The 23756-nt window shown below is 66.4% G+C and carries 26 protein-coding genes and 1 other RNA gene; 10 read left to right on the top strand and 17 right to left on the bottom strand.

The window, feature by feature from the left end:
- Positions 1-10 precede the first annotated feature (10 nt).
- Together CXZ10_RS15550 and CXZ10_RS15545 are read left to right on the top strand one after the other, a co-directional pair.
- The gene (locus tag CXZ10_RS15550; RefSeq protein ID WP_244617276.1) at positions 11-1195 is read left to right on the top strand and encodes a protein-glutamate methylesterase/protein-glutamine glutaminase; all 1185 of its coding nucleotides are present in this window, start codon (positions 11-13) and stop codon (positions 1193-1195) included.
- Positions 1192-2061: a CheR family methyltransferase gene (locus CXZ10_RS15545; RefSeq protein WP_101290276.1), complete on the top strand. Its 870-nt coding sequence runs from the start codon at positions 1192-1194 to the stop codon at positions 2059-2061. Before CXZ10_RS15550 ends, CXZ10_RS15545 begins: the two co-directional genes overlap by 4 nt.
- 77 nt (positions 2062-2138) lie before the next feature.
- On the opposite strand, the gene CXZ10_RS15540 is transcribed toward CXZ10_RS15545, so the two are convergent.
- Positions 2139-2840 (bottom strand): DUF899 domain-containing protein, encoded by a 702-nt coding sequence (locus CXZ10_RS15540; protein ID WP_101290275.1) that lies wholly within the window; start codon positions 2838-2840, stop codon positions 2139-2141.
- A gap of 111 nt (positions 2841-2951) precedes the next feature.
- Positions 2952-3212, bottom strand: a complete 261-nt coding sequence (locus CXZ10_RS15535) for a hypothetical protein (protein WP_101290274.1) — start codon at positions 3210-3212, stop codon at positions 2952-2954.
- A 101-nt stretch (positions 3213-3313) separates the two neighbouring features.
- Between CXZ10_RS15535 and CXZ10_RS15530 the strand changes: the two genes are divergently transcribed.
- Together CXZ10_RS15530 and CXZ10_RS15525 are read left to right on the top strand one after the other, a co-directional pair.
- Entirely contained in the window at positions 3314-4543 is a 1230-nt protein-coding gene (locus CXZ10_RS15530) for an HTH domain-containing protein (RefSeq protein WP_101290273.1), read from the top strand.
- A gap of 10 nt (positions 4544-4553) precedes the next feature.
- On the top strand, positions 4554-5186 hold the full coding sequence (locus tag CXZ10_RS15525) for an NHL repeat-containing protein (protein WP_101290272.1): 633 nt from the start codon (positions 4554-4556) through the stop codon (positions 5184-5186).
- Between the two features lie 126 nt (positions 5187-5312).
- On the opposite strand, the gene CXZ10_RS15520 is transcribed toward CXZ10_RS15525, so the two are convergent.
- Positions 5313-5882, bottom strand: coding sequence for a nitroreductase family protein (locus tag CXZ10_RS15520; protein WP_101290359.1), 570 nt, complete (start codon positions 5880-5882; stop codon positions 5313-5315).
- 331 nt (positions 5883-6213) lie between these two features.
- On the opposite strand from CXZ10_RS15520, the gene CXZ10_RS15515 reads away from it, so the two are divergent.
- Entirely contained in the window at positions 6214-7224 is a 1011-nt protein-coding gene (locus CXZ10_RS15515) for a hypothetical protein (protein ID WP_143741543.1), read from the top strand.
- A gap of 244 nt (positions 7225-7468) precedes the next feature.
- Here CXZ10_RS15515 and CXZ10_RS15510 read toward each other — a convergent pair whose 3' ends face one another.
- From CXZ10_RS15510 to CXZ10_RS21370, 5 genes are all read right to left on the bottom strand, one after another.
- The gene (locus tag CXZ10_RS15510) at positions 7469-8308 is read right to left on the bottom strand and encodes an SDR family NAD(P)-dependent oxidoreductase (protein ID WP_101290270.1); all 840 of its coding nucleotides are present in this window, start codon (positions 8306-8308) and stop codon (positions 7469-7471) included.
- 49 nt (positions 8309-8357) lie between these two features.
- A complete protein-coding gene (ruvA, locus tag CXZ10_RS15505; RefSeq protein ID WP_101290269.1) occupies positions 8358-8975 on the bottom strand; it encodes a Holliday junction branch migration protein RuvA in 618 nt (205 codons plus the stop codon).
- A 120-nt stretch (positions 8976-9095) separates the two neighbouring features.
- Entirely contained in the window at positions 9096-9611 is a 516-nt protein-coding gene (gene ruvC / locus CXZ10_RS15500; protein WP_101290268.1) for a crossover junction endodeoxyribonuclease RuvC, read from the bottom strand.
- A 199-nt stretch (positions 9612-9810) separates the two neighbouring features.
- Entirely contained in the window at positions 9811-11181 is a 1371-nt protein-coding gene (locus CXZ10_RS15495) for a histidine kinase N-terminal domain-containing protein (protein WP_101290267.1), read from the bottom strand.
- Between the two features lie 194 nt (positions 11182-11375).
- Positions 11376-12758, bottom strand: coding sequence for an aminotransferase-like domain-containing protein (locus tag CXZ10_RS21370; protein ID WP_180336025.1), 1383 nt, complete (start codon positions 12756-12758; stop codon positions 11376-11378).
- Positions 12759-12836: 78 nt separating this feature from the next.
- On the opposite strand from CXZ10_RS21370, the gene CXZ10_RS21365 reads away from it, so the two are divergent.
- From CXZ10_RS21365 to CXZ10_RS15475, 4 genes are all read left to right on the top strand, one after another.
- Positions 12837-13820: a DMT family transporter gene (locus tag CXZ10_RS21365; protein WP_180336024.1), complete on the top strand. Its 984-nt coding sequence runs from the start codon at positions 12837-12839 to the stop codon at positions 13818-13820.
- Between the two features lie 310 nt (positions 13821-14130).
- Positions 14131-14802 (top strand): DUF1062 domain-containing protein, encoded by a 672-nt coding sequence (locus CXZ10_RS15485; protein WP_101290265.1) that lies wholly within the window; start codon positions 14131-14133, stop codon positions 14800-14802.
- Positions 14803-14870: 68 nt separating this feature from the next.
- Positions 14871-15446 (top strand): DUF2975 domain-containing protein, encoded by a 576-nt coding sequence (locus CXZ10_RS15480; protein ID WP_101290264.1) that lies wholly within the window; start codon positions 14871-14873, stop codon positions 15444-15446.
- 3 nt (positions 15447-15449) lie between these two features.
- On the top strand, positions 15450-15668 hold the full coding sequence (locus CXZ10_RS15475; RefSeq protein WP_101290263.1) for a helix-turn-helix domain-containing protein: 219 nt from the start codon (positions 15450-15452) through the stop codon (positions 15666-15668).
- Between the two features lie 69 nt (positions 15669-15737).
- On the opposite strand, the gene CXZ10_RS15470 is transcribed toward CXZ10_RS15475, so the two are convergent.
- From CXZ10_RS15470 to CXZ10_RS15430, 9 genes are all read right to left on the bottom strand, one after another.
- A complete protein-coding gene (locus tag CXZ10_RS15470; protein WP_101290262.1) occupies positions 15738-16802 on the bottom strand; it encodes an alkene reductase in 1065 nt (354 codons plus the stop codon).
- 172 nt (positions 16803-16974) lie between these two features.
- Positions 16975-17433, bottom strand: a complete 459-nt coding sequence (locus tag CXZ10_RS15465; protein WP_101290261.1) for a GFA family protein — start codon at positions 17431-17433, stop codon at positions 16975-16977.
- 113 nt (positions 17434-17546) lie between these two features.
- Positions 17547-18293, bottom strand: coding sequence for a YebC/PmpR family DNA-binding transcriptional regulator (locus CXZ10_RS15460; protein ID WP_101290260.1), 747 nt, complete (start codon positions 18291-18293; stop codon positions 17547-17549).
- A 131-nt stretch (positions 18294-18424) separates the two neighbouring features.
- Complete coding sequence (locus CXZ10_RS15455) at positions 18425-19243, bottom strand: TIGR00282 family metallophosphoesterase (RefSeq protein ID WP_101290259.1); 819 nt, start codon at positions 19241-19243, stop codon at positions 18425-18427.
- Between the two features lie 33 nt (positions 19244-19276).
- Positions 19277-19843, bottom strand: coding sequence for a 5-formyltetrahydrofolate cyclo-ligase (locus CXZ10_RS15450; protein WP_425298966.1), 567 nt, complete (start codon positions 19841-19843; stop codon positions 19277-19279).
- 82 nt (positions 19844-19925) lie between these two features.
- Positions 19926-20082, bottom strand: a non-coding RNA gene (ssrS, locus tag CXZ10_RS15445) — 6S RNA.
- Positions 20083-20210: 128 nt separating this feature from the next.
- Positions 20211-20402, bottom strand: a complete 192-nt coding sequence (locus CXZ10_RS15440; protein ID WP_101290258.1) for a hypothetical protein — start codon at positions 20400-20402, stop codon at positions 20211-20213.
- A 214-nt stretch (positions 20403-20616) separates the two neighbouring features.
- Positions 20617-20970, bottom strand: a complete 354-nt coding sequence (locus CXZ10_RS15435; protein WP_101290257.1) for a cell division protein ZapA — start codon at positions 20968-20970, stop codon at positions 20617-20619.
- A gap of 4 nt (positions 20971-20974) precedes the next feature.
- Positions 20975-21256 carry a DUF4164 domain-containing protein gene (locus CXZ10_RS15430; protein ID WP_026784299.1) on the bottom strand — a complete coding sequence of 94 codons (282 nt, stop codon included), beginning with the start codon at positions 21254-21256 and terminating at the stop codon, positions 20975-20977.
- A 274-nt stretch (positions 21257-21530) separates the two neighbouring features.
- Between CXZ10_RS15430 and tkt the strand changes: the two genes are divergently transcribed.
- Entirely contained in the window at positions 21531-23564 is a 2034-nt protein-coding gene (tkt, locus tag CXZ10_RS15425) for a transketolase (RefSeq protein ID WP_425298965.1), read from the top strand.
- The last annotated feature ends 192 nt before the right edge of the window (positions 23565-23756 follow it).

Below are 23756 nucleotides of genomic sequence, written 5' to 3'. Positions count from 1 at the left end.
GACCGATTTAATGTCGGCCATCGTACGCGCGCCTTCATCTTCCGGAGCCGTCACCGACCCCATCCGCGTCATGGTCGTCGATGATTCCGTGGTTATTCGCGGCCTGGTCGGCCGCTGGCTCGACGAGGAACCCCGCGTCGCCGTGGTGGCCAGCCATCGCAACGGCCGCCTCGCCGTCGACGACGTTCTGAGGTCCAACCCCGATGTCGTGATCCTCGACATCGAAATGCCCGACATGGACGGGCTCACCGCCCTGCCGCTGCTCGTCGAGAAGAAGAAGAACCTCGTCGTCATCGTCGCCTCGACGCTGACCCGCCGCAATGCCGAGATCTCGCTGAAGGCCCTGTCGCTCGGCGCCGCCGATTACGTGCCGAAGCCCGAATCCAACTCCGGCGTCACCACATCGGCCGACTTCCGCCGCGAACTCGTCGAGAAGGTCATCAATCTCGGTCAGCGCGCCAAGAATCGCGGCCTGTCGGGAAGCCCTCTCGGCAGCCGGCCGATGGCGCGGTCGCTGACCAGCGCGATGCAGTCCAACGCGCCCGCCGCCCCCAGTGCGCTGCGCGCCTCACGTCCCGCGAGCTTCACCATTCGTCCCTATTCCTCGGTGCGGCCGCGCATCCTGGCCATCGGTTCGTCGACCGGCGGCCCGCAGGCCCTCAACACGCTATTCGGCGAAATCGGCTCGTCCATCGGCATGGTGCCGGTGGTGATCACCCAGCACATGCCGCCGACCTTTACCGCCATCCTGGCCGAGCACATCACCAAGGCGGCCGGCCGTCCGGCCAGCGAAGGCCGTGACGGCGAGGTGATCCAGCCCGGCCACATCTACGTGGCACCCGGCGGCAAGCACATGCTGCTTCTCAAGAACGGCAATGACGTGACGGTCAAGCTCTCCGACGCGCCGCCGGTCAACTTCTGCAAGCCGGCCGTCGATCCGCTGTTCAAGTCGGTGGCCGAAATCTACGGCACCGCGACGCTGGCCGTCGTGCTGACCGGCATGGGGTCCGACGGCGCCGAAGGCGTGCGCAAGATCGGCGAGATCGGCGGCAGCGCCATCGCGCAGGACGAGGAGACGTCGGTGGTCTGGGGCATGCCCGGCGCCGCCGCCCACACCGGAATGTGTTCCGACGTTCTTCCGCTCACCGAAATCGGGCGGAAGGTGTCCAAGATCCTGCTCGGAGGCCGTCCATGAATCCGGCGGAATACGACTACCTGCGCCAGTTCCTGAAGAGCCGCTCCGGCCTCGTCCTGTCGAACGAAAAGCAGTATCTCATCGAAAGCCGTCTGCTGCCGGTGGCCCGCAAGGCCGGCCTGCAGTCGATCGCCGCCCTGGTTGCCAAGCTCAAGGAGCCGCGCGAAACCGCACTCGCCGAGTCCGTCGTCGAGGCGATGACCACCAACGAGAGCTTCTTCTACCGCGACAAGACGCCCTTCGAGCACTTCACCCAGATGATGATGCCCGAGCTCCTGAAGTCGCGCGCCTCCAGCAAGAAGATCCGCATCTGGTGCGCCGCCGCCTCCACCGGCCAGGAGCCCTACACGCTCGCCATGTGCCTCAAGGAGATGGAGCGGCAGCTCGTCGGCTGGCGGATCGAGATCCTGGGCACCGACATCTCCAACGAGGTGCTGGACCGCGCCAAGGCCGGCACCTACACCCAGTTCGAGGTGCAGCGCGGCCTGCCGATCCAGTTGCTGCTCAAGTATTTCACCCAGCAGGGCGAAAGCTGGACCATCGCGCCGGAACTGCGGGCCATGGTGCAGTGGCGGAAGTTCAACCTGCTCGACAGCTTCGCAAGCTTCGGACAGTTCGACATCGTCTTCTGCCGCAACGTGCTGATCTACTTCGATCAGGCGACCAAGGTGGACATCCTCGGCCGCATCTCCAAGATCATGGCGCCGGACGGCTATCTGGTGCTGGGCGCCGCCGAGACGGTGGTCGGCCTCACCGACGCCTTCAAGCCGGCCCCCGACCGGCGCGGCCTCTACGTTCCGGCCGCCGCCATCCCGCAGGCAGCGCCGCGCTTCTCGGCCCTGGCGGGTGCCGCCACCCGGGTCTGATTGCCGAACAACCCAGGACACGCCGCGGGACACACCCCGTGGCGTTTTTTGTTGCCTCAGCGCCAGCAGGTTTCGCTTCAGGCGACCGGCTCGTAGCGGTCGTGGTGGCGCACCCAGTCCATCCCCTCGGCCTCGTTGCGGCCCTTCGGCGCAATGTCGAGCATGGCATAGGTGCCCATTATCACTTCGACCCCGCGGCCATAGGTGGAATAGGTGTGAAAGACGTCGCCGGCCTCGTCCTTGAAGAAGGCGCTGACGCCCGGCCACTCCTCTCCGGTCATCTGCCACTCACCGAAGTTGTAGTCGACGCGGCCGCTGGCGATCTCCTCAGGCGTGAAGCTGACGCGGAAATCATAATTGAACGAGCTGCCGTTCGAGGACACCCAGGGGAACTGCCAACCCATGCGACGGCGAAAGCGCTCGATTTCCTCGAGCGGCGCCCGCGAGACGGCGATCATGGTGACGTCGTGATGGACGAGATGCCGGTTCATGCCGTCCGTATGGTCGGCCATGAAGGAGCAGCTCCGGCAGCCCTGCTTCCAGCCCGGCGCGAACATGAAATGCTGCACCAGAAGCTGGGATCGGTCGTCGAAGAGGTCGGCGAGCTTGCGCGGGCCGTCCGGCGTGTCGAAGGTGTAGTCCTTGTCGATCCGCACCCACGGCAGGGCGAGCCTCTGCCGGGCGACCTCGTCACGACGGCGGGTCAGCTCCTTCTCGGCCTTGAGGAGGTCCAGCCGGGCGGACAGCCAGGCCTCGCGAGAAACAACGGCATTCTGCATTGTCAGTCTCCTAGAGCATTGTGCGGAAAAGTGGAAACCGGTTTTCCGAAAAAACAAAGCGACAACAAGGAACTAGAGCATGTTGGCGAACCAGAGTTCGCCGGACATGTACTAGGTTTGACCGGCGTGGCGTCGCGAACCGGCGGGGAAAAGCCTCAGCCACGGCGGCAGGTGGAAAAGGCCCATCAGCAGGTACATCAAGGCCATGTCGTTGACGGGAGCCCAGGCGGCCGAGCACACCCCCGGCGCGCCGAGGGCCGATATGAAGGCCATGCCAACGAAGGTCGGCGCGGCCGCGAAGCCGAGCCAGCCGGCTCGGTCGCTGGCCGCCTTGCCGGCCGCTTCGCCTGATACGGTTGCTGCGAGCCTCATCACGTCCCATCCTCCTGTCACTGCCGCTCCGGCGGCCGTGGTAGAAAGAGGCTATGCCGGATGGAGAGCCGGGTCGGAGTTACAAGTGTGACGGGATTTCGATGGACGCGTTGATCGCGGCGGCCGCACGCGCATTGGCAACCGGCGATCCGCTGGCGGCGCTGAAGAGGGTCGCCCTGCGTGACGACGCGCCGGCACTCGCCCTGCGCGGCATCGCGATGGCGCAGCTCGGAGACCTTCCCCGTGCCCGGGATCTGCTGCGTGGCGCGGCACGTGCCTTCGGTCAAGGTGCCCCCTTGGGCGACCCCGTGGCCTGGGCGCGCTGCATCGTCGCCGAAGCTGAGATCGCCCTGGTTTCGCGCGACCTCAGCCATTCCTCGCAAACGCTCAAGACGGCGCAATCGACACTGGCGGCATCGGGAGACCGGGCCAACGCCGCCCATGCCGGCTATCTCGAAGCCCGCCGCCTTCTCCTGATCGGTCGCCTCGACGAGGCCGAGGCAGCGCTCGAAAAGATCGACGCCGACGCGCTGTCGCGCCCGTCCGCGGCGGGGTGCGACCTGGTCGTGGCGGGCCTGTCGATCCGGCGCGTCAAAACCGGTCCGGCGAGAGCCGCTCTGGAGCGGGCGAGACAACGCGCCGTGGCGACGGGCATCCGAGCTCTCATGGTCGAGGTGAAAGAGGCCATCCGGGCGTTTGAGGCTCCGGCGGCGCGCCTCATCGCCGGTGGTACCGAGCATCTGGTGGGGCTCGACGAGGTGGAGAGGCTGCTGGCCTCGGATGCGATGATCGTCGACGCCTGCCGGAACGTCCTGCGCGCCGGAGCGGCGATGGTGCCGCTCACCACCCGGCCGGTACTGCTGGCCCTCGTCCGTGCGCTTGCCGAAGCCTGGCCGGCCGACGCGCCGCGCGAGACCCTCATCAAGCGGGCCTTCCGAGCCCGCGATGCCGACGAGTCGCACCGGGCGAGACTGCGGGTCGAGATCGCCCGGTTGCGCGAGGCTCTGGAGCCCTTGGCGGCGGTGAGCGCGACCCGGCAAGGCTTCGTGCTGGAGCCGCATGGCCATGAGGTTGTCGTGCTGGCGCCTCCCACTGAGGACGAGCATGCCCAAGTGCTCGCCTTGCTCGCCGACGGCCAGGCGTGGTCGAGTTCGGCCCTGGCGCTGGCGCTGAACGTCAGCACCCGGACCATACAGCGATCCCTCGAGGAGCTGGCCCTTGCCGGCAAGGCCGAGTCTTTCGGGCGGGGGCGTGCCTGCCGCTGGATCGCGCCGAGCGTGCCGGGTTTCCCGACAAGTTTGTTACTCCCCGCCACCAGCCTGTCGCCGTAGGAGTAGACCCATGAAACGCGCCGCTGCCGACATCATCCGCGAGTATGGCCCCTTTCCCGACGTCACGGACGTGGCCGGGGTCACCTTCGACGGGAACAGCGTCTGGTTCGCGACGGGCGCGACGCTGAAAGCTCTCGACCCCGAGAGCGGCGACATCCAGCGGACGCTCGATGTGGCGGCCCAGGCGGGAACCGCCTACGACGGCCGGCATCTGTTCCAGATCACCGACGCCACGATCCGGAAGATCGACCCCGGCAACGGCGAGGTGATCGCCACCATCCCTGTGCCGGGCGGCAACGAGGCGTCGGGGCTTGCCTGGGCGGAGGGCTCGCTGTGGGTCGGCCAGTATCGCAGCCGGAAGATCCATCAGGTAGACCCGGAAACCGGGAAACTGTTGCGCACCATCGAGTCCGACCGCTTCGTCACCGGCGTCACCTGGGTGGACGGCGAGCTCTGGCACGGCATCTGGGACGACGATGGAAGCGAACTCCGCCACATCGACGCCGAGACGGGCGACGTGCTGGAGCGGCTGGACATGCCCGAGGGGACCGGCATTTCCGGCCTTGAGTCCGATGGTCGCGACCGCTTTTTCTGCGGCGGCGGCCGCAGCGGCAAGCTGCGGGCCGTCCGCCGTCCCCAATAAGGATACCAACTCGCGAAGATGCTGACGCATCAGCTCATTGAAGCCATTGCCGATTTCTCATTTGCATCAGTGGCATGGGAAATCGGCAAGCGGAATACCAAGACGCATTTTCAATGCATCTTGGTATCAGTCGCCGAAGCGGCTGACGATATCTTCAAGCGCCGGGCGCGGCCGGTCGAGCGGCGTGATGGTGGGCGTGCCGATGTGGATGAAGCCGACGATGGTTTCGCCTGCGGCGAGCCCGAGCGCGGCCCGCGCCTCGGCGTCATAGGCCGGCCAGTCGGTCAGCCAGCAGGCGGCATAGCCCATGGCGTGGGCGGCGATTTCCAGGTTGAGACAGACGGCGCCGGCCGAGTAGATCTGCTCGACCACCGGGATCTTGACGTGCTCGGCCGCCCGCCCCACCACCGCGATGACCAGCGGCGCCATGGAGAAGCGCCGCCGCTCTTCGTCGAGCCGCGCTTCGGAAATCTCCGGCCGTCGCTCCACGACGATCTCCGCCAACCGCCGCCCGGCCTCAACCCGCGCCTCGCCCTCGAAGACGATGAAGCGCCAGGGCGCAAGCTTGCCGTGGTCGGGCACCCGCGAGGCGATGGTGAGCAGCGTCTGCAGCTCGTCGGCGCTCGGGCCGGGTGCGGCGAGCATCTGCGCCGGCACGGAGCGGCGGGTAAGCAGCAGATCGAGGGTGGCGTTCATGGCGACGAGCTCCGAAAGGATTCGCGTTGGCCGAACCGGCATATCGCCATTCCGACTCCATGGAAATACCTAGAGCAGCTCGAGCATAAGGAGGAACCGGTTTAAGCCGAAGTTGGTGGAAACAAAGAGTTAGCGCATGTTGGCAATGCTCCGGCCGCCCCGGCAGAAGGTCTGCTGCCGGACTGGTTCATACTCCGGTCGCCGGACTTGAAATCAACACGATGTTCGGTGAAGACTGACGCCCATGACGATCTTGGCTGAAGCGAAACGGCGACGCATGACGCGGTGCACGCGCAACGGATGGATTTCCACGGTCGTGGTCTTGGCGGCCATGGCCGCCACGTCCGCGCTGGCGCAGACCGCCCCTGGCGGCGGCGTGGCCGGTGCCCCCGGCGCGGAGGCTGTGCCCGGCTTCATGCAGCCGGGATCGGGTCCGCTGCAACTCCTGCCGCCCGGAGCCGGCCCGGCGGCGCCGTTGCCCGAGGCGGCGACGCCCTACGCGCCCAGCACCGGCCCGGCCGTTGAGCAGAAGCCGCTCGCCACCGTGGCGCCGCGCGAGGCGGCAACCTTGTCGATGGTGGCAAGGCTCACCCCCGACGGCCCGCCGCTCGGCGCCGGCGTCGTCTGGCGCGTCTTCGCCGAGGCGCAGGGCCCGGACGGCACCCGCGAGCTGGTGGCCGAGCGGCATGGCGGCTCGGCTGACTTCGTCCTGAAACCTGGCGGGTATTTCATCTATTGCGGCTTCGGCTATGCCGGCACGACCGAGCATGTCGTGGTGGGCACCGGCCTAAAGGCCGAGTCCGTGGTCCTCAACGCCGGTGGCGTACGCCTCGCCGCGGTGACCGGCAAGGACCGGCCGCCGCTCGGTGGCGACGACCTCAGCTTCGACATCTTCGCCCAGGAAGTGGACTCGCACGGCGAACCAAAGGCAGTGGCCTTGGACATCGCCCCCGGTGAGATCGTCCGTCTGCCGGCCCAGACCTACAATGTCGTCGCCAACTATGGCGATGCCAATGCCCGTACGACGGCGGATATCGACGTCAAGGCCGGCAAGCTCTCGGACATTACGCTGACCGAGAAGGCCGCCAAGATCACCTTGAAACTGGTGAGCACCGAGGGCGGCGAGGCCATCGCCAACACCCGCTGGTCGGTCCTGACCCAGGCTGGCGACCTCGTCACCACCGGCGTCGGCGCCTTCCCGTCCTTCATCCTGGCCGAGGGTGACTATACCGTCATCGCCAACCATGAAGACGGTCAGTTCCAGCGCATCGTCAGCGTCGTCTCGGGCGAGAATGCCGACGTGGAAGTGCTGGCGACGACGGATCAGAAGCTCACCAACTGACAATCCGACAAGGGTGATGCCGCTGGTCGCCCGGACTCATGAGAGTCCATGGAGGCTCAACGAGACTCACTGCGACCACCGGCGCTCATGGACTGCCATGCATGCCGGCAGCGCTCATACCCGTTCCGCTTGATCTGGACTCATCCAGCTCAAGCGGGTTTCGGCCTGACCGGCCGGCGCCCGGTCGGGCGCTTCCGCTTCCGTCAGGGTCCGCCAGGAAGGTCGAAACCTGACGGAAGCGGTATCACTCCTCGATGTAGCGGGCGAAGGCGTCGTTGTAGTCCGGATGCCAGCGCGACAGCGCCGGGCGATTGTAGATGACGTCGCCGATCGCCCAGGCCATGCGCTTCTCGTCGAGGCGGCGCGGCGTCTCGTTGTCCGGGCAGAGAATGTAGAAGTCACCCTTGGCGAGCCCCGCCAGCATGAAGTCGACCACTTCCACGGCATGCCAGGCGCCATCGGGCTTTTGGGCCGCAGGATCGGAGGCGGTCATCCCGGTAAAGGTCCAGCCGGGGATCAAGAGGTGGGCGGTGAGCCGGCTGCCGCGCGTCCTGAGCTCGTGGGCGAGCTGTTCGGTCACCACCTTCACCGCCGCCTTCGACGCATTGTAGGCGGCGTTGCCCGGCGGCGTGGTGATGCCCTGCTTGGAGCCTGTATTGATCACATAGCCCGGCCGGCCGGCCTCGATCATCCTGGGCACGAAGGCCTGCACGCCGTTGACGACGCCCCAGAGGTTGACGTCCATCAGCTTGCGCCAGTTGTCGGGATTCTCGAGAACGCCGCCACCCTCGCCGATGGCGGCATTGTTCATGAGGAGATCGACGCCGCCGAAGCGCTCGAAGGCCGCCGTCGCCAGCGCCTCGACAGCCGCGCGATCGCCCACATCGGTGGGCACGGCGATGGCCTCGGGACTGCCGGCCGCCTTGGCCGCCGAGGCCGTGGCGGCGAGTTCGCCGCCGACGACATCGGCCAGCACCAGCTTCATGCCCTTTTCGGCAAGCCGCAGCGCCGCCGCCCGGCCGATGCCGCGCGCCGCGCCGGTGATCACCGCGACCTTGCCCGTTGTGATGATGTCATCGGCCATGCTGGCCTCCTGAAAGATGTGCCATCGAGAAGCGGTGATCGCCGCCCCGTCAGCGCGCCAGTTCCTTGAGGCCCTGACGGATCAGTTGGGTGGTGGTCGCCTCGCTGCCGGCCGCCTTGGCCGCCGCCTGCACGGCGGCCGCCGCCTGCAACTGTGCATAGCCAAGATTGACCAGGGCGGATACGGCCTCGGCCACCGGGCCGGAGACGCGCGCCTCGGCCACGTCGACGGCGACGCGGATCACCGAGGGATCGGCGTCGGCAAAGGCCGGGGCCTTGTCCTTGAGTTCGGTGGCGATGCGCTCGGCGACGCGCTTGCCGACGCCCGGTGCCCGCGAAATGGCGGTGAGGTCGCGCATGGCGATGGCGGTGGCGAGCTGGCCCGGATCGAGCACGGAGAGCACGCCGAGCGCCACCTTGGCGCCGACGCCCTGCACGGTCATCAGCAGGCGAAACCACTCGCGCTCGATGTCGTTGGAGAAGCCGTAGAGACGGATCATGTCCTCGCGGACCAGGGTCTCGATCGAAAGCGTCGCCGCTTCGCCGGCCTTGGGCAGGCGCTGCAAGGTGCGCGACGAACAATAGACCTGATAGCCGACGCCATGCACGTCGAGGATCATCCAGTCGTCGCCGAAGCTGTCCACCACGCCCTTGAGCTTGCCGATCATGCCCCCTGTCCTCCCCAAGAGCACTCCGCGATTCTATGAAACACGGATATGCTCTATCTTATTGAGTTGACGCACTTTCTTCACGCGCACCGGTATTCACCTCGCTCGAGAATGCTTTCGTCAACCGGCCGCCAGTTTCGCCAGCCGGCCCACCACCGAACCGCGATGATGAGCATGCGTCAAGGCGATTGCCAGCGCGTCGGCGGCGTCGTCGCTCTCGAAGGTCGCCTTCGGCATCAACACCTTGACCATGACACGGATCTGCCCCTTCTCGGCGTGCCCGGCGCCGACGATCGCCTTCTTCACCGCGTTGGGCGCATATTCGGCCACCGGCAAGCCGCGCCGGGCCGGCGCCAGGAGCGCCACGCCGCGCGCCTGACCAAGTTTCAGCGTTGCGCCGGCGTCCTTGTTGACGAAGGTCTGCTCGATGGCCGCCTCGTCGGGTTGGTACTGGTGCAGCACCGCGTCGAGCCCGTCGTGGATCTGGACGAGCCGCGAGGCGAGGTCCATGTCGCCGTCGGAGGTGACGGAACCCGAGGCGACGAAGCGCACCGAGTTGCCGAGGCTGTCGATGACGCCCCAGCCGGTGCGCCGGAGGCCCGGATCGATGCCGATGATTCGCGTGACAGTGGTCATGTCCGCACGCTATCCATACGTTCATGGTTTGTACAGACGGCGACCGGCAAACGTCCACCTGTGACGGATGGCAAAGGATCGAGCGCACCTCGGTCGCGTGACGACCTGTGCGCCCGTCCGTCACCGCTCCATCGACCTATTTCCCATTTCACCCGCGCGGATGGCCGACCAGACTCCGTCGTCCTGGCCAGCCGCTTCGTCAGGCACCCGTGGCCTTGGATCTCTCGATCGCGATCTCGGCAAGGCGCGCGGCGAACTCGATCACCTGGTATTCGGCCTTGACCGGCTCGCGCACCGACCTCGAGTACATGGCGAACGTGCCAAGGAGCCCACCCTTCTTCGAGATTATCGGCGTGGACCAGCAGGAGCGGAAACCGTGGGCGCTCGCCACCTGCCGGTAGTCGTTCCACAGCGGGTCGCTCAGAATGTCGGACACGACGACCATCTCGCGCCGATGCGCGGCCGCCCCGCAGGATGCGTTATAGGGCCCTACGCATATGCCTTTCGAGGCCCCCAGGAAAGGCTCCGAAACACTGGGCGCCGCCCCGCGCCGCAAGGTGACGCCGTCGGCGTCGAGCAAGAGTATCGAGCAGAACAATCCGGGGCACTGGGATTCCGCGAGGAGCACCACCTGATCCAGCACGTCCTCCAATGGCGCATTCGCAACGATCTCTTCCAGGATCTTGATCTGTCCCGCCTGCAAGGCCGAGGCGAGTCGTCGGGCGGTGATATCGCGCGCGATACCGACCAGGCCGATCACCTCGTTCCGATCATTGCGAATTGGAACCTTGGTTGAGGATATCCATTTCCTGGCGCCCGCCACATCGGTGACGAGCTCTTCCCGATCGACCATGGGAATGCCGCTGCGCATGATCTCGACTTCGATCGCTCGGAACTCCTGAGCGATTTCCGGGGCGTGAAGCTGCGCGTCGCTGGTGCCGATCATGTCGCTGGTGCGCGCGTAGTGCGTATCGGTCGCAAGCGCCCGGTTCACAACGACGAAACGGCTGTCAGCATCCTTGACCCACAAGTAGTCGGGAACCAGGTCGATCAACACCTGCAACGAGATGCGCTCGGACGCCAGGGCCCGGGCAGCCGTGACCTCCGTCACATCCTCATGTGTCGAAACCCAACCGCCGCCGGGCAGATTTCGGTTCGCAATATAGATGAGGCGACCGTCGGGAAGCTCGGTGAGCCTGGATGTTGGCGCCTCCGTGGCGTTGATTTCCGTGGCCAGGCGCAGATACTCCTCCGGCGAAACCGGTGACGTTCCGACGGCGCACCGTGCTGCAATGATCTCTGCAAGGAGCGTTCCCGGGCGCACCTGATCGAGTGTCAGGCGGTAGAGCTCGGCGTAGCGATCGTTGCAAAAGACCAGTCGGTGGGACTTGTCGAAGAAGCAAACGCCCTGCGAAATGTTGTCGAATGCGACCCGATAGCTCGCAATTTGCGCTTTTAGCGCAAGAACTTCCGCCTCCAGCTCGCGCACCTCGGCCTTGAGGCTGGTTCGCGCAGGCTTTCCTTGGGCGTCAGACTGCACGTCCGGATGAGTGATATGGCTGGATCCCATGATGCGCTCCCCTAAATCGGGTGATTCTCTGGAGCAACTCAGGCTTTCGGCTGTGGCATGATCAGCCGAAGAGTTCAGCTTACGCCGGAATGATTATTAAAGATTGTATAGTTGACATAAAAAAGTACCTGACATTCCAACCGTTGAGGGCAGGATCACCTCGTCCGGCTGATGCGCCCGCTGCTTTCCGTCCATCAAGGGACGATGCGGCCACCGCCGGCCAGAAGGCTGGCGATGACGGTAAGGCCCTCCTCGACGCGGCGATCATCCATCTCATGACTGAGGCAGAGCCGAACGGCCGACGGTTTGTCGGCACCGACCGCGAAGAGATCGCCGGCATTGACCCGCACGCCGGCCTCGTGCGCCGCAGCCACGAAGGAGCTCACTGGCCACTCCGGCGGCAGCGGCAGCCAGAGATGCAGTCCCTGGGGATCGGCCGCATAGGCCCGGTTGCCGAGGGACCGGCGCGCCAAGACTTGTCGTCGAGCGGCATGCGCCTGCTGCGCCGCGTTGAGCCGGGCACCGGTGCCATCGACGATCCAGCGGCGGGCGATCTCCGCCATCAGCGGCGGCGGCATCCAGGACGAGACGGCGATGGCCGCCTCGATGGGGGAAAGGAGCGGGCCGGGCGCCGCGACATAGCCGACGCGAAGGCCGGGGGCCATCGATTTGGAGACCGACGTCACGAAGACCGTGCGGGAGGACGCCAGCGCGGCGATCGGGACGGGCCGCTCTCTCGGCAGGAAGCCGAAGACGTCGTCCTCGATGATCGTCACCTCGCGCCGTTCGGCGATGGCGGCGATCTCCCGCCGGCGGTCCAATCCAAGCGTCGCGGTGGTCGGCGTGTGCAGCGTGGGCATGAGATAGGCGAGACGGGCGCCGCTGCGCCGAACCGCAGCCTCGAAAGCGTCCGGCAGCACGCCCTCGCCATCCATGGCAGCCGGCACCAGACGAAGCCCGAGATGGAGCGCCATGGCCATCACCGGCTGGTAGGTGAGCGCTTCGACCACCAGCGCATCTCCGGGGCGCGAAAGCGCCATCAGCGCCGAGAAGACGCCCTGCTGACCGCCGTTGGCAAGGGCGATGCTCGATGACGGAACCTCAAGACCGATGCGGCCGACAAAGGCAGCCGCGGCGGCAAGCTGCGGCGCCCGCACCCTCTCCTCGCCGCGATCGAGGAAATCGGCAAGCCCCGGCTCCTTGCCAAGCTCGGTCAGCGTCGCGGCAAGCTCCTCCGCCGCCGCACCGGTGAAGGGCAGATTGCGTGAGAAGTCCACCGGCCCGTCCTCGGACCGGCTGAGCGGCGTCAGGCCACCACGCGGCAAGGCCGGCGCGGGGACCCGAACATAGGTGCCGCGCCCCACCTCGCCGGCCACCAGCCCCCGGCGACGCGCCTCGTCATAGGCCCGCATCACCGTGTTGGGCGACAGCCCGAGCGCCCAGGCGAGAATCCGCTGTGGCGGAAGCCGATCGCCAACTGCCAATCGTCCCGAGGCGACATCGGCGGCAATGGCATCGGCGATCGCCGTCGCGCGGTTGGAACTGTCGGGATCGAGAGCGGGACGCCAGATTGCCATGGCGGCAATATAGAAATTGCATCGATGCCAAGGCAATCCTACCAATGCATTCATAGCAATTCTGTCCCGGATGTTGCCATGACCGCCTTCTCCGGCACGCCGCGCGTCGGCGTGACGCTCGCCCTTTGCTGCCTGATCCTGCTTGGCGCCATGCCGGTGATCGTCGGTGGACGTCCGGCCGGGGCGAGCGCGCTCACCTTCGCCCTGCTCTATTCGGTCTGGCAGCTCGTCTTCTCGTTGCCGCTTACCCTCGCCGAGGCGCGGGCTGGCAAGGGCGGCCTCTTCCGGTCGGGCCTGCCGGAAGGCCAACGAGGCGCGATTCTGGGCACCGCCCTGTTCACCGGCGTGCTGTTCGCGCTGGCCGCCTGGGCCTATGTGCTGGGCTTCGAGAAGGTCGGCGCCGTCAACGCCGCCATCGCCCTGCAGATCTATCCGCTGCTGGCCGCCAGCCTGGAGGCGGCGCTGTTCGGCCGCCGCAAGAGCCGGACGGAACTCCTGTTCACGCTGCTGATCGTTGGCGCTCTGTTCCACCTTGCGACGGGGGGACGCTGGCGGATGACAGGCCTCTCGCCCTGGTTCGCCGTGGCGCTCGCCGTGCCCGTCCTGTGGGCGGTGGCGCATGTGATCCTGAAGGAGACGCTTGTGAAAACAGCCGCGACGCCGAACGAGGTGACGACGTCGCGCCTCGTCATCGTCGTCCTGCTGCTGACGCCGCTGGCCCTCGCCGTCGACGGCCCTGCGGCGATCGCCGCCGCCCTGAGTGCTCCGATGATCGAGGTCTTCGCGCTCGCCATGGGGCTTGCCTATTATGTCGAGCTGATCCTCTGGTTCCACGCGGTGCGCCATATCGACGTATCCGTCGCCAGCTCGGTGACGGTCCCCGCGCCGGCCGTGACGCTGCTCCTGTCCATCGCCTTTCTCGGAGCGACGGCCGAAGCCTATCAGCTCACGGCCCTCACCGGCGTCATCGTCGGGCTCCTCGGCCTGATGTGGGCCTCCACCCGCCGGGCAGAGCCGGCTGATCGCCATTGCAGAGCCGCAACAGACGACAACCCAAGGTGACCGGCATCGCTTTTCCCGGTTGCACCTGATGCCCGTCGTGCTATTGAGCCGCTCCGTTCGAGTGAACTGAAGAGGCGTCGCCTTGCCGTTGTAATGCCGGTCTCATCCTGCAGCACCCGCATATCGGAAACGTAAGTTTCCGAACGGCTTTTGACGTCCATCGGGTGGCGGATCGAGACCGGCCTGGCTTTGCCGCCGTCGGCACACCGCCGTACCCCACTCTGGACAACTCGCGCATCCGCCAAGCCGTGCCCGCATTTCCGGGCCTCGTCCGCCATGCCGCTGGACTTCCTTCAAGGAAGACCCTGGTATGTCCGACCGCCTTTCCGTCCGCTGGACCCTCGTTCCGCGCGACTGCCCCCGTCCCGTCTTCGCCTGCCCGACCTGCGGCGGCGACCGTCCCTTCCACCAGAGCGGCAAGGTCCGCGTCAATGCCAACGGCAAGCGGCTCGACGCCTGGCTGATCTACAAGTGCGACGACTGCGACCGCACCTGGAACCGGCCAATCTTCGAGCGGCGCCTCGCCGCCGACATTCCGCCCGTCGAGCTTGCCGCGCTGAGATCGGGCGATCCCGCCTTCATCCGCCGTCTCGCCTTCGACCTCGCCGCCCTGCGCCGCAAGACGCCGACGATCATTCAGTCCGACGATGTGACCGTCGAAAAGGCGGTGATCGGCGGCACCACGGCCTCGGTGGGCATCGACATCATGCTCGCCCTACCCTACCCGGTCGGCCTGCGCCTCGATCGCCTCCTAGCCGTCGAACTCGGCCTCGCCCGCAGTCGGATCATCGCTCTGGCCGATGCCGGTCGGCTGGTTGTTCGGGACGGTGGCAATGCGCTGAAACGGCCACCACGCGACGGCCAAACCGCCCGTCTCGACCTCGACGGCATCGGCGACGGACGCGCCATCATTGACGCCGCCGGACGACCGGCGAATCTCGCGGCGGATACGACGCCTCGGATCGCCAGCGACGATCCGTAATTTCTGTTTGACGATGCTGAATTATTGAATTACGATAATTATGTCAACGCAAGTAAGGTGTGGACACCATGAACTCACTTACACTCACAGACATGGCGCAGGCTCCGACCAGCACGCCGCGCCATCGCCGACTGACGCGGCTTGCCGGCTTCGCCTCATGGACCAGCTTTGCATCCGCGGCGCTCATCGTGCTCGCCACTTCCTACCTCTGGCTGGTCGAGGGCGCGCTCACCGACTGGCTCGTCAAGTCGGCCGACGGGGTCATGGTGACGCCCACCCCGCTGATGATTGGCGCTGCGGGTGTCGTTGCGATGGCCCCGATCGCATTGCTGGTCGTCATGCTCGTCGAACTCGGACGGCTCTTCCGTCTGTTCGCCGACGGTTCGGTGTTCGATCCTGCGGTTCCGCGCCGGCTCGGCCGCGTCGGCTGGCTGGCATTTTCGAGCTGCGCCGCCACCGTCGTCTGCAAGACCTTGGTGACCCTTCTCATGACCTCGGCCAACCCGCCGGGGCACCACATGCTCACGATCGGAATCGACTCGCAGGCACTGGCCGGCCTGATGCTCGGCTTCCTGTTCCTCGTCTTCTCGCTGGTGATGCAGGAAGCGCTCGGCATTGCCGAGGAAAACCGGAGCTTCATCTGAGCGATGGCCATCATCGTCAACCTCGACGTCGTCCTGGCACGGCGCAAGATGCGCTCCAAGGAGCTCGCCGCCGCCATCGGCATCACCGAGGCCAACCTGTCGCTGTTGAAGTCCGGCAAGGTGCGCGGCGTCCGCTTTGAGACGCTGGCCAAGATCTGCGAGGTGCTGGACTGCCAGCCCGGCGACATCCTGGAATATCGCGCGGACGCGGCCGACACCTGATCATCGAACGACGAAACGCCCCGCTCTCGCCGCGGGGCGCCTTTCACTGCAAGCGATTTGCCGGATCGGTCAGGCCGTTACCGACTCCAGCGCCGGATAATCGGTATAGCCACGGGCGCCCTCGGCATAGATCGTCTCGGGCACCAGCGGGTTGCGCGCCGAACCGGCCCGGAAGCGCTCGACGAGGTCGGGGTTGGCGATGAACTCCTTGCCCCAGGCGACCGCGTCGGCCCGCCCGGCGGCGACTTCCGCCGTCGCCTGATCGAAGGTGAAGCCCTCGTTGGCAATGAACGCGCCGCCGAACTGCTCCTTGAGATAAGGCGTCAGGCGATCATCGCCCAGATGCTCGCGAGTGAAGATGAAGGCGAGGCCGCGCTTGCCCGCCTCGCGGGCGACATAGCCGAAGGTGGCCTTCGGGTCGCTGTCGCCCATGTCGTGGCTGTCGCCGCGCGGGGCGAGATGCAGGCCGACGCGGCTGGCGCCCCAGACGCTGATCGCCGCGTCCACTGCCTCCAGCATCAGCCGGGCGCGATTCTCCACCGGGCCGCCGTAGGCGTCGGTGCGCTTGTTCGTCCGGTCCTGCAGGAACTGGTCGAGCAGATAGCCGTTGGCACCATGGAGCTCCACGCCGTCGAAGCCGGCCTTGCGGGCGTTTTCCGCGCCCTGACGATAGGCCTCGACGATCGCGGGGATCTCCTCGATGTCGAGGGCGCGCGGCGTCGGATAGGGGCGGATCGGCCGCAGCAGGCTGACGTGGCCGGCCGGCTGAAGGGCGCTCGGCGCCACCGGCAGGTCGCCGTCGAGCAGCGACGGATCGGAAATGCGGCCGACGTGCCAGAGCTGCATGACGATCTTGCCGCCCCGGCGATGCACCGCCTCGGTGATCGGCTTCCAGGCCTCGACCTGGGCGTCGGAATAGATGCCGGGCGTGCGGGCGTAGCCGGCGCCCTTCGGCGTGACGATGGTCGCCTCGGTGAGGATGAGGCCGGCCGTCGCGCGCTGCTCGTAATACTCGCGCATCACGTCGGTGGGGATGCGGTCGTCGGTGGCGCGGGCGCGCGTCAGCGGCGCCATGATGATGCGATTGCTGAGTTCGAGGGCGCCGAGGCGCACGGGATCGAAAAGCGTGGGCATGGAAAGGCTCCTGATGGAAAGCTGGCGGAAGGACGGGACCAGAAATGGGGGTATATGCACGCATTTCTAGGAGTCACCACGCCCTGTGCCTAGCCCTCGCCCGTGAACATTTCCGTGAAGCGGAGGTGATGCGAGAAAACAGAGACTTAACCGGAACAGGACGCCGTCGGCGTCAGGTGTCCCGGTCCGGATGCTGGAAGGAGACGATGTCGGCCTGGAAGCGATCGACCTTCTCCTGTTCCTCTGGCGTTCGGGTCGGCAGGCCGGCGAGGCGGGAGAACCAGCTCATCCGGTGGCCGAGGCCAACCTGGATGGTCGGCGGCACGCTTTCCGGGTCGTCGAAGGCGCCAATGGCCAGCTCCAGCGCCGGCCCGCCCCAGTCATAGGCGAGCGGCGTGCCGCAGTGATTGCAGAAGCCACGCCGCACCTTGTTGGAGCTCTGAAACCACGAGGGTTCGCCGCGCGTCCAGGTAAGGCCTTCGTTGGGCGCCGACACCAGCGGCCCGAAGAAGGAGCCGAAGGCCTTCTGGCACATGCGGCAATGGCAGATGCTCGCCCGCCCGAGGGCGCCATCGACGCGGAACCGCACCCGCCCGCATTGGCAACCGCCGGAATGTCCGCTCTCGCTCATCGTTCACCTCCGGCGAAGACGATAGCACGAGAAAACCACCCCATGTCTCCAAACAAAACGCCCGCCGTCACCCCATGGGCAGCGGCGGGCGCAGATCCGCATAAAGGTCGGCCTCAGCTCGCGAGCTTGGCCGCCACTTCGTCGGAGACTTCCATGTTGGTGTAGACGTTCTGCACGTCGTCGTCGTCTTCCAGAAGGTCGACCATCTTCATCAGGCTCTGGGCCTTTTCCTCATCGAGGTTCGACGTGGTCTTCGGCTTCCAGACCGACTTGATCGACGCGGCGGCGCCCAGCGAGGCTTCCAGCGCCTTGGTCACTTCGCCCATCGATTCGAAGGCGCAGTAGATGAAGTGGCCTTCCTCGTCGGATTCGACGTCATCGGCGCCGGCCTCGATGGCGGCTTCCAGAACGGCGTCGTTGGAACCGGCAGAAAGCGGATAGCTGATCTCGCCGAGGCGATCGAACATGAAGCCGACCGAGCCGGTTTCGCCGAGCGCGCCGCCGGCCTTGGTGAAGATCGAGCGGACCACCGAGGCGGTGCGGTTGCGATTGTCGGTCAGGGCCTCGACGATGACGGCGGTGCCGCCCGGGCCGTAACCCTCGTAGCGCACCTCGTCGAAATTCTCCGTGTCGGCGCCGGCCGCCTTCTTGATCGCCCGGTCGATGTTGTCCTTGGGCATGTTTTCGGCGCGCGCGTTGAGAATGGCGAGACGCAGGCGGGCATTCATCGCCGGATCGGCGCCGCCGATCTTGGCCGCCACCGTGACTTCGCGGGCGAGCTTGGCGAAGATCTTCGACCGCTTGGCGTCCTGCGCGCCCTTGCGGTGCATGATGTTCTTGAACTGTGAATGACCGGCCATAGTGCCTCCTGAGGGAACCGCGAAAGGGCGCGGGGCGCATGCACACGCCTCCCGCGACCATCGATCACGGCACAAATCCACGAATGGGGCGCCTTATAGGCGTTTGTTGGCCCTAAATCCAGCCGGGGGTCCTACCAAAACGTCGGTAGTGCCTCCGAGAGACGGCCGCCGATCCGGACCGGGCCGATCGCCTCGGCAAGGCCGGTGGAATCGCTCACCTCGACGGCGACGCCGCACAGCGTCGGCTCGCCCAGCGCCGGCTGGAAGCGGGCGGTCGGGATCTTGCGCAGGAAGCGGTTGACCGGCTCGTCCTTTTCCATGCCGAGCACGCTGTCATAGTCGCCGGTCATGCCGGCGTCGGAGAGATAGGCGGTGCCGCCATCGAGGATCTGGTGATCGGCGGTCGGCACATGGGTATGGGTGCCGACGACCAGGGAGGCCCGACCGTCGAGATAGTGGCCCATCGCCTGCTTCTCGCTCGTCGCCTCGGCATGCATGTCCACCACCACGGCGTCGGCCATATCGCCGAGCGGGCAGGCCTGAAGCTCGCGATCGGCGGCGGCGAAGGGATCGTCGAGCGCGTCCATGTAGACGCGGCCCATGACGTTGACCACCAGCACGCGGGCGCCATTCCTGGCAATGGCCACCGTGGCGCCGCGCCCCGGCGTGCCCGGCGGATAGTTGGCCGGCCGCAAGAGCTGCGGCTGCCGCTCGATGAAGACGAGGGCCTCGCGCTGGTCCCAGGCATGGTTGCCGGTGGTCACCACGTCGGCGCCGGCGTCGAGGAAATCCTGGCAGATCTCCTCGGTGATGCCGAAGCCGCCGGCGGCGTTCTCGCCGTTGACCACCACGAGGTCGAGCGCATAATCGGAAATGAGGCCCGGCAGGATGTCGGAAATGGCATTGCGGCCGGAGCGGCCGACCACGTCTCCCACGAACAGCAAGCGCATTATCCGGCCTTCTCCCACGTCCAATCGAAGGCGTCAGGCGAAGCGGAAGACGTTCCGCTCGGTGACGATCATGTCCAGTGGCGCGTCATGGGGTTCCATGGGCACCGCTGCCACTTCCTGCACCGAGAAGGCGATGCCGATCAAGCGGGGAAAACGGCCGGCCGCACGCAAATCCGCGACGGCGCGGTCGTAGAAGCCGCGCCCGTAGCCGACCCGGCCGCCCTGCCGGTCGAAGGCAGTGAGCGGCATCAGCAGCACGTCGGGGATGATTTCCGGCGCATCGGGGCCGGGACCGCGCGTGCCGAAGCCGAGCGGCACCAGTGCATCGCCCGGCCGGACGCGGCGGAAGACGAGGCCGCTCTTCACCATCACCGGCAGGCCGACCGGATGGCCGCGTTCGTCGAGCCGGGCGATGGTCTCGGTGAGGTCGACTTCGCTCAGGATCGGCAGGAAGGCGGAGATGGCCGCGCCAGGCGCAAGATCGAGCGCCAGCACCGCCTCCGAAATGGCCGCCGATCCCTCGGCCCGTGCCACCGGGTCGATCCCATCGCGGCGGCCGAGCGCCAGCTTGCGCACGCGCGCCTTCTCGGCGGCAATCAAGGGGTGGGTGGGGTCGGTGGCGTTGACGGAAATGATACGCCTCCTGACGTCAGGGAAGACCGCTAGCCGGCGGAAGGAGGGTGTGGCGCCCACGAACGACCGTCGGAGTGTGATCCCGGGAAACCTACAACGTAGGTGGGCGCCGTGTGCCCAAACCCACGGGTTCGGGCGGGGACAGCTCCCTTCAGGATCATTAAGGCCCCGGGGATGTTGATTCCTAACGAGAAGCGCAGCTACGCCACGTCACCTATATAGGCGAGACCGGCGGCCCGGCAAAGAGCCCAACCCTGACAAAAAAACTCCGGACAAAAAGAAGGGGCGGTAGGTAAGCCCACCGCCCCAGTCGCTGCGCGGATCGCAGTAGCCGTTACCGACCGGCCGTCATGACGACGAGCGTGACAAGCATCGCCGCCGTGCCGACCAGGGCAAGAACGATCAGGGCGGGATAGCCGAACAGGGCCACCGCTCCGATGCCGATCACGAGGATGGCCACCATGACCGCGAGCACCGACCAGGGGCTGGTTCCGCGTTCTTCAGTTGCCTGCTCGTGACTGGCCATGAAAGTTCCCCGAAAAATCCTGTCGCGCCCCATATATGGAATTATCCGTAGCGAGGCAACGGTGCTTTCGCCGCATCAGCTCTGCGCCGTCTGCATGGACCTTCGGAGAAAATGTCGAGCCATACCAAGGAGAAGGTGACTCGATTTCATCGTTGCCACCAGTAGACGAAAGCCCATGTCCGTCGGGCTGCTGGCCGGCCAGGCCGGCTTTGGGTCAAACCATCTTTTCGGCGGTGGCCTCGATGCGGGCGGCGGCGGCGATCAGCTTCTCGGCGAGGCGGCGCTCGACCTCTCCCTGGCGCTCGAGCAGCGCGTCGCGGCTCTCGCGTAGCGAGCGCGCCTCGGCCTCGAGCCCCTTCAGGCGCCGTTCGGTCTCCGACAGCTGGTCGAGCACGGTGATGGCACTCATCACGGTGAGCCGCTGGTCGCCGATCTCGCCGAACACGCCGCGGATCTCGTTGATGATGCTGTCGAGACGGCTGGCGAGCCCGTAGAGATGCTCCTCCTGGCCGTCGTCGCAGGCCATGCGGTAGGTCTTGCCGGCAATCGTCACCGTCACCTGGCTCAAGGGGTCAGCCTCCATGGGTATCGAGAACGGAGCGGATCGACTCCATGGCGGCGACGAGGCGACGGGAGACTTCGCGATTGGCGTCTTCCAGCCGGCCGGCCTTGGCAAGGGCGTCGTCAAGGTCGCCCGCGAGGCGCGAGCGATCCTCCCCGAGGCGGAACAACTCGTCCTCGAGGCCGGAAATGGTGCGCTCGCCGGCTAGCCGCCGCTCCACCGCAAGTTCCAGGCGCCCGAGCGCCTGGTCGAGCCTTTCAAAGGCCGCGTCCAAAGACGCCGCTCCGGCCATGACCGCCTCCGGATGCTCCACCGGGTCGACAGAAAATCGGCCGGAGAACTCATCTGTTATCTGGTTTGGTTGCCATAAAGATAATGACCTGACAACGGTCCGTTTGTTGGGCGATCTGGGAAAATACCAGCTTTCCCCTTTTTTGGCCTGCGAGCGCTTTGGCCGGGGCCTGTTGTCATTGACAGATGATACCGCCCTGCTATTGATCGGCCGCTTTAGCCGAAAGACGTAATGGCGCGTCGTGTCTGCCGGAAGATACGTATTTGTCCGTCGTTTGGCTTGCCCAAGGAGTTTTCCGGCCAAATCCTGTCAGGAAATAACAATGACTGACTCTGCCCGGTACAAGAATATGGCCAACGCCATCCGCGCACTCGCGATGGATGCTGTCGAAAAGGCCAAGTCCGGCCACCCCGGCATGCCCATGGGCACCGCGGACATCGCCACTGTTCTTTTCGGTGACGTCATCAAGTTCGACGCCGCCGCCCCCGCCTGGCCCGACCGCGACCGCTTCATCCTGTCGGCCGGCCACGGCTCCATGCTGCTCTATTCCGTTCTCCATCTGATCGGTGTCGAGGACGTCAGCATGGACGACCTCAAGACCTTCCGCCAGTGGGGCTCCAAGTGCGCCGGCCACCCGGAATACGGCTATGCCCAGGGCATCGAGACCACCACCGGTCCGCTCGGCCAGGGCCTTGCCATGTCGGTCGGCTTCGCGCTCGCCGAGCGCATGCTGAACGCCGAGTTCGGCGACGACCTCGTCGACCATCGCACCTATGTGCTGGCCGGCGACGGCTGCCTGATGGAAGGCATCAGCCACGAGGCGATCTCGCTGGCCGGTCACCTCAAGCTCAACAAGCTCGTGCTGATCTGGGACGACAACGGCATTTCCATCGACGGCCCGATCTCGGTGTCCGAGAGCGGCGACATCCCGGCCCGCTTCCGCGCCGCCGGCTGGAACACCGACGCCGTCGACGGCCATGACCCCGTCGCCATCCTCGCCGCGCTCGAGCGCGCCAAGAAATCCGACAAGCCGGTGCTGATCGCCGCCAAGACGACCATCGGCTTCGGCGCGCCCAAGAAGGCCGGCACCCATGCCGTCCACGGCGCTCCGCTCGGCGCCGAGGAAATCGCCGGCGCCCGCGAGAAGCTCGGCTGGCCCTACCCGGCCTTCGAAATTCCGGCCGACATCCTCGCCGACTGGCGTGCGGCCGGCAAGCGCGCCGCCAAGGACCGCGACGCCTGGACCGCTCGCTACAACGCCCTCGACGCCAAGAAGCGCGCCGAGTTCGACCGCCGCATCAAGGGCGACCTGCCGGCCGCCTTCTTTGACGCCATGGCCGCCTACAAGGCCAAGCTGGTCGCCGAACTGCCGAAGGTCGCCTCGCGCAAGGCCTCCGAAATGGCCCTCGAAGTCGTCAACGGCTCCATCCCCGAGATGGCCGGCGGCTCGGCCGACCTCACCGGCTCCAACCTGACCAAGACCAAGGGCCAGGAAGCGGTGAAGGCGCCCGACTACAAGGGCAGCTACATCCACTACGGCATCCGCGAGTTCGGCATGGGCGCTGCCATGAACGGCATCGCGCTGCATGGCGGCTTCATCCCCTACGGTGGCACCTTCCTGGTGTTCTCCGACTACGCCCGTCCGGCCATGCGCCTGTCGGCGCTGATGCACCAGCGCGTCGTCTACGTCATGACCCATGACTCCATCGGTCTCGGCGAGGACGGCCCGACGCATCAGCCGATCGAGCATCTGGCCTCGCTGCGCGCCATCCCCAACATGACGGTGATCCGCCCGGCCGACGCCTATGAGACGGCCGAGGCCTGGGAGTTCGCGCTCACCCACAAGAAGGGTCCGACGACCCTGGCGCTGTCGCGCCAGAACCTGCCGGCGGTCCGCTTCGAGGTCAGTGCCGACAACAAGGTCGCCAAGGGCGCCTATGAAGTTGCTGCCGCCGAGGGCCGCGCCGAGGTGTCGATCTTCGCCACCGGCTCCGAGGTCGCCATCGCCCTCGACGCCAAGAAGCTGCTCGACGCGGCCGGCCACCCGACGCGCGTCGTCTCGGTGCCGAGCTTCGAGAACTTCCGCGCCCAGTCGGACGCCTACCGCGCCGAAGTCATCGGCGGCGCCAAGGTGAAGGTCGGCGTCGAAGCCGCCCTGCGCATGGGCTGGGACGAGATCATCGGCTCGGACGGCATCTTCGTCGGCATGACCGGCTTCGGCGCCTCGGCGCCGATCGAGCTGCTCTACGAGAAGTTCGGCATTTCCGCGAGCCACATCGCCGAGCTCGCCACGGTCAAGTTGGGTTGACGGTTTGCCCGGCGGGGATGGCGATCATCGCCCTCCCCGTCAGGCGAGGAAAGTTGGGGAATGGCCCGGAACCCACCGAGTCATCCTTCATTCCAAACGAGGATCGGGCCGGAAGATGCCCGCCTCAGCATCAGGAGACAGACAATGGCAGTAAAGGTCGCCATCAACGGCTTTGGTCGTATCGGTCGTAAC

Origin of the sequence: Pleomorphomonas diazotrophica (assembly GCF_002844595.1) — a bacterium.
GTDB classification, from domain to species: Bacteria; Pseudomonadota; Alphaproteobacteria; order Rhizobiales; family Pleomorphomonadaceae; genus Pleomorphomonas; species Pleomorphomonas diazotrophica.
This window is presented reverse-complemented; position numbering and strand designations above follow the sequence as displayed.